At 65.7% G+C, this 13,839-nt stretch carries 10 protein-coding genes; 1 reads left to right on the forward strand and 9 read right to left on the reverse strand.

Annotated features, from left to right (window positions below; translation table 11 throughout):
- Positions 1–126: 126 nt before the first annotated feature.
- The 7 genes from SBP01_RS14800 to SBP01_RS14830 all read right to left on the reverse strand — a co-directional run bounded on the left by SBP01_RS14800 (position 127) and on the right by SBP01_RS14830 (position 9,165).
- Positions 127–1,653, reverse strand: a complete 1,527-nt coding sequence (locus SBP01_RS14800) for an amino acid permease (RefSeq protein ID WP_275212143.1) — start codon at positions 1,651–1,653, stop codon at positions 127–129.
- 176 nt (positions 1,654–1,829) lie between these two features.
- Positions 1,830–2,237, reverse strand: a complete 408-nt coding sequence (locus SBP01_RS14805) for a DUF779 domain-containing protein (protein WP_320536277.1) — start codon at positions 2,235–2,237, stop codon at positions 1,830–1,832.
- Entirely contained in the window at positions 2,237–3,259 is a 1,023-nt protein-coding gene (adhP, locus tag SBP01_RS14810; RefSeq protein ID WP_320536278.1) for an alcohol dehydrogenase AdhP, read from the reverse strand. Before adhP ends, SBP01_RS14805 begins: the two co-directional genes overlap by 1 nt.
- A 74-nt stretch (positions 3,260–3,333) precedes the next feature.
- Positions 3,334–4,860: an aldehyde dehydrogenase family protein gene (locus SBP01_RS14815; protein ID WP_320536279.1), complete on the reverse strand. Its 1,527-nt coding sequence runs from the start codon at positions 4,858–4,860 to the stop codon at positions 3,334–3,336.
- Positions 4,861–4,994: 134 nt separating this feature from the next.
- Positions 4,995–6,413 carry a GAF domain-containing protein gene (locus tag SBP01_RS14820; RefSeq protein ID WP_275212139.1) on the reverse strand — a complete coding sequence of 473 codons (1,419 nt, stop codon included), beginning with the start codon at positions 6,411–6,413 and terminating at the stop codon, positions 4,995–4,997.
- A gap of 158 nt (positions 6,414–6,571) precedes the next feature.
- Entirely contained in the window at positions 6,572–8,005 is a 1,434-nt protein-coding gene (locus SBP01_RS14825; protein ID WP_320536280.1) for an FAD-dependent oxidoreductase, read from the reverse strand.
- Between the two features lie 161 nt (positions 8,006–8,166).
- Positions 8,167–9,165 (reverse strand): DNA topoisomerase IB, encoded by a 999-nt coding sequence (locus tag SBP01_RS14830; RefSeq protein WP_320536281.1) that lies wholly within the window; start codon positions 9,163–9,165, stop codon positions 8,167–8,169.
- Between the two features lie 84 nt (positions 9,166–9,249).
- Between SBP01_RS14830 and rarD the strand changes: the two genes are divergently transcribed.
- Positions 9,250–10,284, forward strand: coding sequence for an EamA family transporter RarD (gene rarD / locus SBP01_RS14835; protein WP_275212136.1), 1,035 nt, complete (start codon positions 9,250–9,252; stop codon positions 10,282–10,284).
- Between the two features lie 54 nt (positions 10,285–10,338).
- Here rarD and SBP01_RS14840 read toward each other — a convergent pair whose 3' ends face one another.
- Both SBP01_RS14840 and SBP01_RS14845 read right to left on the reverse strand, forming a co-directional pair.
- Entirely contained in the window at positions 10,339–12,021 is a 1,683-nt protein-coding gene (locus SBP01_RS14840; RefSeq protein ID WP_275212135.1) for an endo-1,4-beta-xylanase, read from the reverse strand.
- Between the two features lie 20 nt (positions 12,022–12,041).
- Positions 12,042–13,826, reverse strand: coding sequence for a polysaccharide deacetylase family protein (locus SBP01_RS14845; RefSeq protein WP_320536282.1), 1,785 nt, complete (start codon positions 13,824–13,826; stop codon positions 12,042–12,044).
- Positions 13,827–13,839 lie beyond the last annotated feature (13 nt).

Consider the following 13,839-nt stretch of genomic DNA (forward strand, 5'->3'; position numbering starts at 1 on the left):
GGCAGCGTAATCAGTGCCGGCCCAGATGGAAGAGGCACCCGATCCCCTGAGGGACCGGGTGCCTCTAATCCCGGGAAATTCCGGCGGAACTGCCGGGAACAGCCTTCGTGCGGGCGGCCGAAGCGGCTACACGCGGGACGCAAGTTCCTTTTCGGGGGCGCCGTCGACTGCGGACTTAGCCTCGGCGAACTTCTCGTTCAGGCGCGAGTGCTTCTGCCCGTACGCGAAGTAGATGATGAGGCCGATTACCAGCCAGCCGGCGAAGAAGATCCAGGTTTCCACGGCCAGGTTCGTCATCAGGTACAGGCACAGCAGGGCGGACACAATGGGCAAAACCTTGCCGAACGGAACGCGGAAGGACGGCTTCAGGTCCGGGCGCTTTTTACGCAGCACCAGGATGCCAAGGCTAACCATCACGAACGCGGACAGCGTACCGATGTTGATCATTTCTTCCAGCAGGTCCACGTTGGTCAGGCCCGCGACAAGTGCCACTGCCGCACCACAGATGATCTGGAGGCGCACCGGCGTCGAACGTTTGTCACTGGTCTTGGACAGGCTCCGGGGCAGCAGTCCGTCGCGGCTCATGGCCAGCACCACGCGGGACAGCCCCATCAGGAGCACCATGATGACGGTGGTGAGACCGATTAGGGAGCCGAAGGCGATGACCTTGGCGGCGGTGGTGTTGCCGACAGCTTCGAAGGCGGTGGTGAGGGTGGGGTTCTTGGCCGCGGCGAGTTCCGTGTAGGACACCATGCCGGTCAGCGCGAGGGACACCAGGATGTAAAGCAGGGTGACGACGGCGAGGCCGCCGAAGATGCCGCGGGGCAGCGTCTTCTGGGGGTTCTTGACTTCCTCCGCGGAGGTGGCCACCACGTCAAAGCCGATGAAGGCGAAGAACACCAGGGCAGCGCCGGCGAAGATGCCCAGCGTGCCGTACTGCGCCGGAGCGGCGCCGGTGAGGAATCCGAAGAAGGACTGCTTGAGGACATCCGCGCTGCCGCCGGCCGTGGGCTCAGCTGCCGGGACGAACGGACTGTAGTTCTCGACCTTCACATAGGTGAAGCCCACAACGATCACGAAGAGCACCACGGCGATCTTGATCAGGGTGAAAACGTTGCCTACGCGGGCGGAGAGTTTGGTGCCCAGCACCAGCAGGACCGTGAAGATGGCAACGATCAGGAAGGCGCCCCAGTAGAGGTCGACGCCGCCGACCGAGAGGGCGGGCGGGACGTCGGCGCCCATCAGCGCGAAGACCTTGCTGAGGTAGATTCCCCAGTATTTGGCGATGACCGCCGCGGCGGTGAAGAGTTCCAGGATCAGGTTCCAGCCGATGATCCAGGCCAGCACTTCCCCCATGGTGGCGTACGTGAACACATAGGCGGACCCGGCAACGGGAATGGCGGTGGCAAACTCCGCGTAGCACATGATGGCCAGGGCGCAGGTCACGGCGGCGATGGCGAAGGAGACAGTCACGGCCGGGCCGGAGAAGTTGGCAGCGGCCTTGGCGCCAACTGAGAAAATGCCGGCGCCGACCGCAACGGCAACGCCCATGATCATCAGGTCCCAAGTGCTGAGCGACCGCTTGAGCTTGCGTCCGGGTTCGTCGGCGTCGGCGATCGACTGCTCGATGGATTTGGTCCGGAGAAGGTTCATAAGTGGTTCCACAATCTTGAATAGTGTAGGAAACAGACTTATTGACTTTACCGCCCGCCCATTGGACGGTCACAATTGTTCCGCATCGTGAGACAGCTCAGACGCCGAAGATAATGCAGGAAAGCCCTCAAGAGCCTCCTTTTCGAGGCCCTCAAGGGCTTTCCTGTCGAACCGGTTCAGACGGGCCAGTCCATCAGCGTGGACCGGATCAGGAACCGTTTGCCTTCGGGAGATTCGACCGAGAAGCCGTTCCCCCGGCCTGCCACCACATCCACCGTCAGATGCGTATGGCTCCAGTATTCGAACTGTTCCCGGGACATCCAGAACTCCAGCGGCTCCGGCTTGAGCCCGTCCGAGATATCGAACAGTCCCAGCAGCACGTCCGAATCCCCCGTGATGAACTCGCCTGCGGGGAAGCACATCGGCGAGGAGCCGTCGCAGCAGCCGCCGGACTGGTGGAACATCAGCGGCCCGTGCTGGCGCCAGAGCTTCTGCAGCAGTTCCACCGCCTCCGGGGTGAGCGCCACCCGGGAGAAATTTTCCCCGGGCAGCGTCACCGCGGCGTCGAGCCGTTGGTTGGGCATCAGAACCTCAGCACCACGCGGCCATCGATCTTGGCGTGCTTCATCTCGTCAAGGACTGCGTTGATTTCCCCGAGCTCCCGCACGGACACGGTGGGGTGAATCTTGCCCTGCGCGTAGAAGTCCAGCGCTTCCTCCAGGTCCTGCCGCGTGCCCACGATCGAACCGCGGACGGTCAGGCCCTTGAGCACAATCTCGAAAATGGGCGCCGGGAAATCGCCCGGCGGCAGGCCGTTGAACACAATCGTCCCGCCCCGGCGTGCCATGCCGATCGCCTGTCCGAAAGCGGACGGGTGCACTGCGGTGACAAGGACTCCATGGCAACCTCCGGTTTCGCGCTGAATGACTTCCACAGGATCCTCGTGCAGGGCGTTGACCGTCAGTTCGGCACCATGGGCCTTGGCGAGGGCCAGTTTGTCGTCCGCGATGTCCACCGCGGCCACCCGCAGCCCCATGGCCACGGCGTACTGGACGGCGATGTGGCCCAGGCCGCCGATGCCGGAAATGGTGACCCACTGCCCCGGCCTGGCCTCGGTCATTTTGAGCCCCTTGTAGACGGTGACGCCGGCACAGAGCACCGGCGCCACCTCGACGGGGTCGGATCCCGCCGGTATGCGCGCCGCGAAGCGCGAGTCCACCAGCATGTACTCGCCGAAGGAGCCGTCCACGCTGTAGCCGGCGTTCTTCTGCGCCTCACACAGCGTTTCCCAGCCGGTACGGCAGTACTGGCAGTCCCCGCAGGCGGACCACAGCCACGCGTTTCCCACCAGGTCCCCGACGGCGAGGTCAGTGACACCCTCGCCGAGGGCCACCACTTCACCCACGCCCTCGTGGCCCGGAATGAACGGCGGGGTCGGCTTGACCGGCCAGTCGCCCTCCGCCGCGTGGAGGTCAGTGTGGCAGACGCCGGTGGTGAGAACCTTGACCAGGGCTTCCCCCGGACCCGGAGCGGGAAGCGTGACGTCCTTGATCTGGAGGTCCTTGCCGAATTCGGTTACTACTGCAGCTTGCATTGTCGTCGTCATTGGCGAAATCCTTAGCGTTTGAGTGCAGGTGATGAGGGTGGGCGGGCGGCCCGGGGCCACCCGCCCGGACGGGCTTAGAAGAAGCCCAGCTTGTTTTCGTTGTAGCTGACCAGCAGGTTCTTGGTCTGCTGGTAGTGGTCCAGCATCATGGAGTGGTTTTCACGCCCGATGCCTGAGGACTTGTAGCCGCCGAACGCGGCACCCGCCGGGTAGGCGTGGTAGTTGTTGACCCACACACGGCCTGCCTGGATTTCGCGGCCTGCCCGGTACGCAACGTTGCCGTTGCGGGACCAGACGCCGGCGCCGAGGCCGTAGAGGGTGTCATTGGCGATGCCCATGGCGTCGTCGTAGTCACTGAATTTCGTCACCGACACCACGGGCCCGAAGATCTCCTCCTGGAAGATCCGCATCTTGTTGTGGCCCTCGAAGACGGTGGGCTGGACGTAGTAGCCGCCGGCCAGGTCGCCTTCGAGCTGGGCACGCTCACCGCCGATCAGCACCTTGGCGCCTTCCTGCTTGCCGATGTCGATGTAGGAGAGGATCTTTTCGAGCTGGTCGTTGGAGGCCTGGGCGCCCACCTGGGTTTCGGTGTCCAGCGGGTTGCCCTGGATCATCTTTCCCACCCGGGCAATGGCGTCCTCCATAAAGGAGTCGTAGATGTCTTCCTGGATCAGGGCGCGGGACGGGCAGGTGCAGACTTCGCCCTGGTTGAAGGCGAAGAGCGCGAAGCCCTCCTGCGCCTTGTCGTAGAACGCGTCGCCCGTGTCCGCGGCAACGTCGTTGAAGAAGATGTTGGGGCTCTTGCCGCCGAGTTCCAGCGTGACCGGGATGAGGTTCTGGCTGGCGTACTGGCTGATCAGCCGGCCGGTGGTGGTTTCGCCGGTGAAGGCGATCTTGCGGATCCGGGGGCTGGAGGCCAGCGGCTTGCCCGCTTCAACGCCGAAGCCGTTGACCACGTTCAGCACACCGGCGGGCAGGAGGTCACCGATGAGTTCCATCAGGACGAGGATGGACGAAGGCGTCTGCTCGGCCGGTTTGAGGACCACGGCGTTGCCTGCCGCGAGGGCGGGGGCCAGCTTCCAGACGGCCATCAGGATGGGGAAGTTCCACGGGATGATCTGGCCCACGACGCCGAGCGGTTCGTGGTAGTGGTAGGCGGTGGTGTCGTCGTCGAGCTGGGACAGCCGGCCTTCCTGGGCCCGGACGGCGGAGGCGAAGTAGCGGAAGTGGTCGGCGGCAAGCGGGATGTCGGCGTTGAGGGTTTCTCGAATCGGCTTGCCGTTGTCCCAGGACTCGGCGACAGCCAGCATTTCCAGGTTCTCGTCGATCCGGTCCGCGATTTTGTTCAGGACCGCGGCCCGCTCGGCAACGGAGGTTTTGCCCCAGGAGGGTGCCGCCTTGTGCGCCGCGTCCAGCGCGAGTTCGATGTCCTCAGCGGTTCCGCGGGCCACTTCGCAGAAGACCTTGCCGGTGACGGGGGTGATGTTTTCGAAGTACTGGCCCTTGACGGGGGCAACCCACTCGCCGCCGATCCAGTTCTCATAGCGGTCCTTGAACGTGACCTTCGAACCCTCGGTACCGGGCTGTGCGTAAACAGTCATTGCTAGCTCCTTTGCTGTGCATGAGGCGGTGCCTTGAGGCCGGCGGCCGCCGTTGGACCCAGCGTAGGAGTGTGCAGGTTGCAGTCAGGTTGCAACCGTGTGAGTCAGCTCACACGGGAAGGTTGCAGGGCGCCTTAGGCGCTCAGTTCGGCTTCCAGCCGTTCAAGATCGGCGACGACGGCGGCCCGTTTGGGTGAGCGCGCCGGCAGCAGCTTCAGCGCCGCCGTCCGGACGTCGACGTCGTCTCTTGCCTCCGGAAGCGCCGCGTACTTGAGCAGGGTCTCGGCGCTGCCGTCGGTGAGCACCGCTTCGCGCATGAGCGAGGATACCCGGTGGCGCAGGTCAACGATGCCGGGCGCTTCGGAGCGCGGCAGGACGGCGCCGCGGTAGATTTCCAGCGCGATCCGGTGGGCCCCGCGCTGCAGGCAGTTCAACACCTGTCCGCTGTCCGGGACCAGGTCCATGCTGAGCTTGTAGGGCCGGGATTCGGGGACGGCGGCGGGGTTGAGCTGCTGCAGGATTTTACGCAGCCGCACCATTTCGGCACGGAGCGTCATGGTGGATCCGTCGCCCGGATAGAGCAGCACACACAGCTCCTCGGCGTTCAGGCCTTCCGGGTGGGTGCTGAGGAGCGTGAGGATTTCGCTGTGCCGGGCTGACAGGGCCACCGTTTTGCCTTCGATGCTGAGCAGCGCCTGGTCACGGCCCAGAAGCTGCAGGCTGTTGCGGTAAAGGCTGCCTTCCTTCAGACCGGCGCCCGCTCCCCCGGCCCGCGCCGCACCCGGGCCCGCCGCCCGTGACCCTGCCGCCGACGCCGAGCTCCGTCGTCGGGCCGGCCGGCTGGCAAGGGTTGCGGCCAGCTGCAGCCGCTCCACACGGAGCTGCGCCTGTGCCGCGGCCACCGTAGCTTCCACGAGCGACAACGTATGGGGCGCCACCGCGCTGGCCTTGCCCGTGATGTCCACAACGCCCAGCAGCGCCCCGGAATCCGGATCATGGAACGGTACCGCGGTACAGCTCCACTCGTGCACGGACCGCTGGTAGTGCTCCGCGCCGGAAATCTGAATGCCGCGGCCCAGTGCGAGGGCAGTTCCGGGGGCGCTGGTGCCCACAGTGGCCTCGGACCAGTCGGCCCCCGGAACGAACATCATGCCTTCGGCACGCCGCTGCAGCGCCGGATCACCTTCCACCCAAAGCAGCCGCCCCACCTCATCCCCGACGGCCACGAGCAGGCCGCTGTCGTGGCTGGGCAGCACCAGGAGCTTATGGATCACGGGCATGATGCTGGCCAGGGGGTGCTGCCGCCGGTAGTCCTCGAGCTCGTCGGTGTCCAGGGCGAGGGGCGCTTCAGGGTTGTCCGGGTTGGCTTTCAACTGTGCGGATCGCTGCCAGGATTCCTCCACCAGGCTCCGCAATCCGGTGACCACCAGGTTTTCGGCCACGCCGGCGTCCAGCGGGCCCGAGCCGGTCAGCCACTCATGGCCTGCCAGGGCATGCCTCTGCGCCTGCTCCATGGTCTCCGCGCCAGACGCTGACGGGTGAAGGGGATTCATCTTTGAACTCCTGCCGGGCACGGCCGCTTCCAGGGGCTGCCGGCACCGGGCCGGCAGGTGCTCCAGTCTAGTGGGGTACCGGCTGTTTGGAAACGCCGGTGTCAATGATCGCTTTGGGACCCCCGGTGCGGCCTTCGCCGCGGGAGCGCTCCGGGCGCCTAGGCGCGGGAGATGTTGATCATGTCCTCGCGCGGGACCACTTTGATGCGTTCACGGACGACGTCGGCAGTTCCGTCGCCGCCTACCCATTCGGCGCCGAGGGCTGCTTCGTGCGCATCCAGTTTGATCCAGCCCTCCCAGGTGGTGAACTCGATGCCGCGCTCGTGAAGGAGGTCGATGATGGCCTGCGGATCCGGGTTCCGGGCCGGGGGCAGCGAAAGCCGGTCCTCCAGCAGGAAGCCGATGGTCTCGAGGGCGTCGCCCTTGGTGTGGCCGATCAGTCCCACCGGGCCCCGTTTGATCCAGCCGGTGGCGTAGATTCCCGGGACAGGGTTGCCGTCAGCGTCCAGCACGCGGCCGCCCTCGTTAGGGACCACGCCGCGTTTGGCGTCGTATTCCAGTTCATCCAGCGGCGAGCCGTGGTAGCCGATGGCCCGGTACACGGCCTGGACCGGGTAGTCCACGACCTCGCCGGTGCCCTTCACGTTGCCGGTCCCGTCCAGCTCCATCCGCTCGAACTTGATGCCCGCCACGTGGCCGGACCCGCCGTCGTCGTATATCTCCACCGGGTTGTGCAGGAAGTGCAGGTGCAGGCGGCGGGAGGATGGTTCCTCCGCTTCGGCGTGCTCCTCCACCAGCCAGTTGGTGAGGGTGTTGACCATGGTTTTGATCTGGTTGTTGCTGCGGATGGCGTCATCGGAGGCTTCGTCGAACTCGAAGTCCTCCGGGTACAGCACAATGTCCACGTCCCTCATGTGGCTCAGTTCGCGCAGTTCCAGCGGGGTGAACTTAACCTGGGCGGGGCCGCGGCGGCCGAAGACATGGACATCCGTGACGGGCGAGTTTTTCAGGCCGGCGTACACGTTGTCCGGGATCTCCGTGGTGAGCAGTTCGTCGGCGTGCTTGACCAGCATCCGGGCCACGTCCAGGGCCACATTGCCGTTGCCGATCACGGCGATTTCCTTGGCATCCAGCGGCCACTCGCGGGGTACATCGGGGTGGCCGTCGTACCAGGAGACAAAGTCCGCCCCGCCAAAGGAGCCGGCCAGATCGATGCCGGGGATGGGCAGGTCCGCGTCGTTGATGGCACCGGTGGAAAAGATCACGGCGTCATAGAAGGCCCGGAAGTCATGCAGGGTGAGGTCACGGCCATAGGTGACATTGCCGAGGAAGCGGATATCGCCGCGGTCCAGGACCTTGTGCAGGGCGTTCACGATGCCCTTGATGCGGGGATGGTCGGGTGCCACGCCGTAGCGGATCAGGCCGTACGGCGCCGGATAGGCCTCGAACAGGTCGATGCTGACCTCAAAGTCCCCGTCCTTGACGCCGTTGGACTTGGTCAGGATGTCCGCCGCATACACCCCGGCAGGTCCCGCACCCACAATGGCAACACGCAGTGGACGCTTGGGGGTGGTTTCGCCTGGGTGGGACACCGGGAGCCCTTCTGGAAGGAGGAATTGCGCCGAAGGCGCGCGGTACAGCGCACCCTACGCACGAGCAGGTTGTGCACAGCGACGGTTGCGCTCAGTGCCCCTATTCTAAATGTGCCAGGGCCCGGATGGTGCAAGGTTGGCCGCCGCTTCCCGGCCGCCGCCTAGCCGCTCCGTTGCAGCGGCACAACCTCGCCCTCGCGGTACAGCAGCGCACGGAGCTCGGACTCGGCTGACTGCGGCCGGTGCGGATCGATGGTTTCACCCGCGGCATAGTGGTCCAGCAGCCGGGGATCAACATAGCTTTTGCGCGCAATCGACGGCGTGTTGCCCAACACCGCGGCCGCCTCCTCCATGGCCATGCTGATGGCCCGTTTCCGCGCCGCCACCTTTTGCTGCGGCCCGCTGCGGGCCAGGCTGAGGGCGGCCGCGATGGTGCCGCGCAGCGTCCTGAAGTCCTTGGCGGTGAAGTCCTGGCCGGTGCGCTCCTTAACGTAGCTGTTGATCTCCGCGCTGGTCACCGGATGCCAGCTCCGCCCGTCCTTATACGCCAGCAGACGGGCGTTGCCGCCGCGGCGCTTCAGCGTCCGCACCAGGGCGGCCAGGTCGGCGTCGTGGATTTCCGATTCCCAGTCCTTCCCGCTCTTGGCGGGAAACTTCAGTTCCAGGCAGTCCTTGCGGACGTGGACGTGCGCGCACAGCAGGGTGGCCAGGCCGCGGCTGCCGTTCTCGTTGGTGTACCGTTCGGAGCCCACCCGGAGGGATCCGCTGTCCAGCATCCTGAACGCCGCCGCAAGGACGCGTTCCCGGCTGACGCCGTCGCTGCGCAGGTCCAGGGTGACCAGCCGGCGGGCGGAGGGCAGGGATTCGGCCAGCTGCAGCGCGCGGTCGAACTTCAGCCGGTCCTTCCGCTCCCGCCACGCCGGATGATAGATGTACTGCCGCCGCCCCACGGCGTCCACACCCGTCGCCTGGATGTGCCCGTTCTCGAACGGCGCGATCCAGACGTCCTTCCACGCCGGCGGGATCCCGATGCTTTCCAACCGGTCCCGGACCGGCCCGGGCGGCAGCGTGGAGCCGTCCAGGTCGCGGAAGCTGAAGCCCGTCCCCGCGGCCACCCGCCGGTAGCCGCGGCCGTTGGCGTTGCTGCGGCGGAGCCTCACTGGGTGGCATCCTGCCGGTTCGTCCATTCCATAAAGGCAAGCCTACTGATGAATTGGCGGAATACCCGCCGGGACCGTGATGTTATGGGAAACGTGCCTACTCCCCACGGTCCCACCCCAGCCGCCAAAGCCACCGCCGTCAAGCCTGCGGGGAAACAGGGTGCAGGGCCGCAGGGTGCAGGGCCGAAGGCCGTGGACAAAGAGACGACGGCGGGAATCCTGTTCGGCTTCGGCGCCTACGGGCTCTGGGGGCTGCTTCCGCTGTACTTCATTGCGCTCCTGCCCGCCGGACCGGTGGAGATCGTCGCCAACCGGGTGGTGTGGTCGCTGCTTTTCTGCGCCCTGCTGATCACCGTCACCCGGTCCTGGCCCACACTGGCCACCGCCTTCCGTGACCGCTCGGTTTTCGGCCCCCTGGCCATTGCCGGTGCCCTCATTGCCGTGAACTGGCTGACGTACACGTACGGCGTGACCACCGGGCAGGCTGTTGAAGCCTCGCTGGGCTACTTCATCAACCCCCTTGTCTCGGTCCTCCTGGGCGTCATTGTCCTCAAGGAGAAGCTGCGGCCCCTGCAGTGGGCCGCCGTCGGAATCGGTTTTGTTGCCGTGGCGGTGCTGACGGTGAGCTACGGCAAACTGCCGTGGATCGCCCTGACGCTTGCCTTCAGCTTCGGCCTGTACGGGTTCGTGAAGAACCGGGTTGGCCCCAAAGTGGATGCGGTGACAAGCCTCAGCGTCGAAACCATGGTGCTCGCACCCCTGGCCGGAGTCACCATGGTGGTCCTCGGCGCGACCGGCACGGCCACTCTGGCCACCCAGGGTCCCGGTCACTTCTGGCTCCTGGCGGCGTCCGGCGTGCTCACCGCCGTGCCGCTGCTGTTCTTCGGCGCCTCGGCCCGCCGGCTTCCGCTGACCACCATCGGGCTGCTGCAGTACGTGGCGCCCATGCTCCAGTTCGTGGTGGCGCTGGTGATCTTCCAGGAGGCCATGACCACCGACCGCTGGATCGGTTTCGGCGTGGTCTGGCTGGCCCTGCTGGTCCTGACCGTGGACATGCTTCGCACAGCGGGGAAGAACTCGACGGCGAGGAAGCGGGCAAGACTCAATGAAGCCTCATAACGTTGACCGGCCGCGCCCAGGCAAGGCCAACGCGGTGAACTGACGGTGCGGCGGTCAGCCGCCCAGAACCTGCCTCATCGCGTCGTACGCGGGCGTGGGCTGCCCGTCATGAAACAGGAAGTCGTGGCCCTGCCGCAGGTTGCCGTCGTGGTCGATGCTCCAGTCGTAACGGTCGTCCACGCCCCAGGTGGTGTAGGAGACGCAGGCACGCGAGCGCAGGCAGCCCGCCAGTACCGTGGCGTATTGCTGCGCCTGCGTGTCTGTCCCTTGGTCATCCGTGACGTCGTTCTCCGAGATGCGCACGCGGAGGCCGGCGGCATCGAAGGCGTCGAGCGTCTTGCTGAGGTCCCCCGCGGAGATGGCGTCCGTCCCGATGTCATAGACGTGTGCCTGGAGGCCGACACCGTAGAGGTGGCCGCCCTGGGCATTGGTGTCCGAGGCCAGCTTGCGCAGGGCGTCCTGGCGGCGACCCGGTACGTCGGCCCCGTTCTCGTTGATGAACTGCTTGACGGCCGGATCAGCGGCGTACACGGCTTTGGAGACCACCGCAGGGTACCCGGATCCGAAGACGCGGTACCAGATGTTCTGCTGGAAGCTGGTTCCTTGGTCCACATCGAACGGTTCGTTGACGACGTCCAGCGAGTCAAGCCGTCCCTTGAAGTGCGTCACCACGGTGGTGACGTAGTCGAGGAGGGCGGCGGCGCTGGACTTGCGCTCTGCGTCCGTGCCGCTGGGCAGTTCCCGCATCCAGCGCGGCATCGCCTCGGTGAACGCAATGGTATGTCCGTGCACGATCATGCCCTTGCTTTGCGCCATCGCGATGATCGCGTCCGCCTCCTCGAAGGTGTAAACGCCCTGCCTCGGGGAAAGGAACTGGGGTTTCATCGCGTTCTCCGGCGTGATGGAACCAAAGTTGCCCACCAGCACCCGCGCGTAGTCCTCGTCGCTGCTCAGGGGGCCCAGTGCCACGGCCGCGCCGATCCGCAAGTCCGGCCTGGTTTTGGCCGCCAGTGCCTGCAGGCCGTCCTCCGATTGCCAGACGTCGGCGGCTGCGGCCCCTGATGTGCGCAAGCCGGCGCTACGGGGCGCAGCCGCCGTCAGCGAGGTGACGTCGAAGCCTCCGGAGTCGCTCGAGAATCCGAGCCAAAGACGCCCCGAGGAGAACACCTTTCCGAGGGCAAGCGACGTGAGGGTCTCCCCGCCGCTGGCGACGGTCAGGGTGTCTCCGGACCGGTGCACGGTGAGCGGCGCTTCCGGGTTGTTCAGCGTCACCCGTTCGTCGTGCATGGGGACCGGCCGGGCCAGGTCTTTGTTCTGTGTGCCGTCGAAGACGGCGATGTCCAGTTCCTTGCCCTGGAGTGTGAGCCGCAGGCCCGCCGGTTCGACGCGGAACTCGTCCGCGATCACGGGCGGCTTGTCGTACAGCGCCCAGGACGCGTCAGCTGTCATATCGGCGAACGTCGCGCTCAGCGTGAAGTCCCCGCCGACCATCAGATGCGTGCCGGCCAGATTGAGGGGCGGGTCCGGCTGGCCTCCCCTGCCGTCCTGCCCGACGATGCTCCGGGCGGAGGCGGTGACCTGCAGGCCGTCGCCGCCGGCCGTTACCCCCGTGACGTCCTTCCAGTTCTCGCGCAGCAGGTCAATTGTCACATCGGGTTGGGGTGAGGAGCAGCCGCCGAGGATGACAAGAAGGCCGGACGCCAGCACCACCAGCACTGTGCGCGCGCGTCCGGCCATCCTGTCCTCTTCCCTCGCGGTCAGGACCTGGTCCAGCGGACGTCGTCGAAGTACCCCTGCAGTCCCGAGTTGCCTGGGACGATAACCTGCAGGCGCGCCTTCGCGACGGCGGTGGTGCTAGGCGAGTACGTCAGGTCGACATTGGTCACGCCGGCGGCATTCACGCCGAGCTTGTATTGCCCGGAGATCCACTGCCCGGCCGCGTTGTACTCGTCAATGTAGAAGCCCACCTCCCCGCTGGTTCGTGCGGCGACGTTGAGGTAGCCGGCGATGCTGTAGTTACCGGCCGTCACCGCGACCTGCGGGGAGAGCAGATGCTTGTTCTCCGTGGTGGCTGTCATCTTCACCGAGTTCACCGGGTTGGCCGGGCTACCGTGGTTCGCCGCGTCCGCCGCGATGGTGGTTGCGGAGTCTGTTGTCCAGCCCGAGCTGATGCCGGCGTCAAACGTGCCGTTGGCGAGGAGGTTGGACGCTGCCGGCGGGGTGGCATCCGCGCCGATCGCCAGCATCTGCACGTTGTCCACATAAGCAGTGATGCCGGTGCCGATGACCCAGATCTGGAGGCTTGCCGAAGCCACATCGGTCGAGCTCGGCGTGTAGGTGAAGTTCATCGACTCCACCCACCGTGAATTTTCCCGCTTGCGGAACTGCCCGGAGATCCACTGTCCGGCCGCGTTGTATTCGTCGACGTAGAACCCCACCTCACCCGTGGTGATCGCAGCGACATTGAGGAAGGCCTTGAACATGTAGTTCGTCCTCGGTGTCAGGGGAACGATGGGCGAGAACAAGTGACCCGTGGCAGTACCCGAGACCAGCTTCACGGACCGGGCAGCGTCGGGGAAGCTGCCGTTGTTGGCGGCGTCGGCCGTGATCGTTGACGGCGCGTCGGTCCGCCAGCCATCCCCGAGGCCGTTGTTGAACGTGGGGTTCGGCATCTTGTTAGGGGTGCCGTTCACCAGGCCCTTGCTGACGTTGACGTTCTTGATCTGACCGGCGGTCACCTTGGTCTTCACGTACGCCGCCAGTTCGTCAAGCTCAGCCGTGCCGTACTGGTAATCATCCGGAACTTGGCTCGGACCCGGCCTGATGTCATGGAAGGTAAAGACGACCCATTGCTTATTCGCGATCGCCGCGTCCACCTGGGCCTTCAGAGCGGCCACCGGTGTGGTGATCTCCTGGACGGGGACGTCCCGGAGCAGGTAATCGCCGAGCGGCCAGACGTTGTTGCCTGTATCGGCGAAACCGCGCATGGAGCTGTAATATTTGGCCACCTGGGCGACGGCCGACATGTCGTAGTCGCCGTACGGCGGGGCGAACGCGGTGGCGTTGAAGCCATTGGCCTTGAGCGCGGCCCTGCTGTCTGCCAACTCGGCGTCCACCTCGGCGGCCGTCAGCTTGGTGGCCTGGCAATCGTTACCTACACTCACCAGGCACTGGTGATCGACGGTGTGCGATCCGATTTCCCAGCCGTAGGCGTTCTGCAACTGCGCGATCTCAGCCCACGTCATATGTGGAACCTCCGCACCGGCCCGGCAGGTATTCGGCACTTCTGTCATGCCGACGCAATCCGTGATCACATAGTTGGTGCCGGTCAGCCCGTACTTCTGCAGCGTGGGTGCCGCCTGGGTGAGCGCACTGGCCATACCGTCATCGAAGGTGAAGGACACCATAGGAGTCGGGGCAGGGTTTTCCATGGCGGCATTCGCGGTCATCGGGGACAGCAGTGCGGTGGCCACGGCCCCCACCGCCCCGATGGCCGCAAGCTGGGCACGCCCGCGTGCCCAGCCGGATCTGACTCTGCTCATGAGATTCTCCGTT

Origin of the sequence: Pseudarthrobacter sp. IC2-21, from assembly GCF_034048115.1 — a bacterium.
In the GTDB taxonomy this organism is placed as follows: Bacteria; Actinomycetota; Actinomycetes; order Actinomycetales; family Micrococcaceae; genus Arthrobacter; species Arthrobacter naphthalenicus.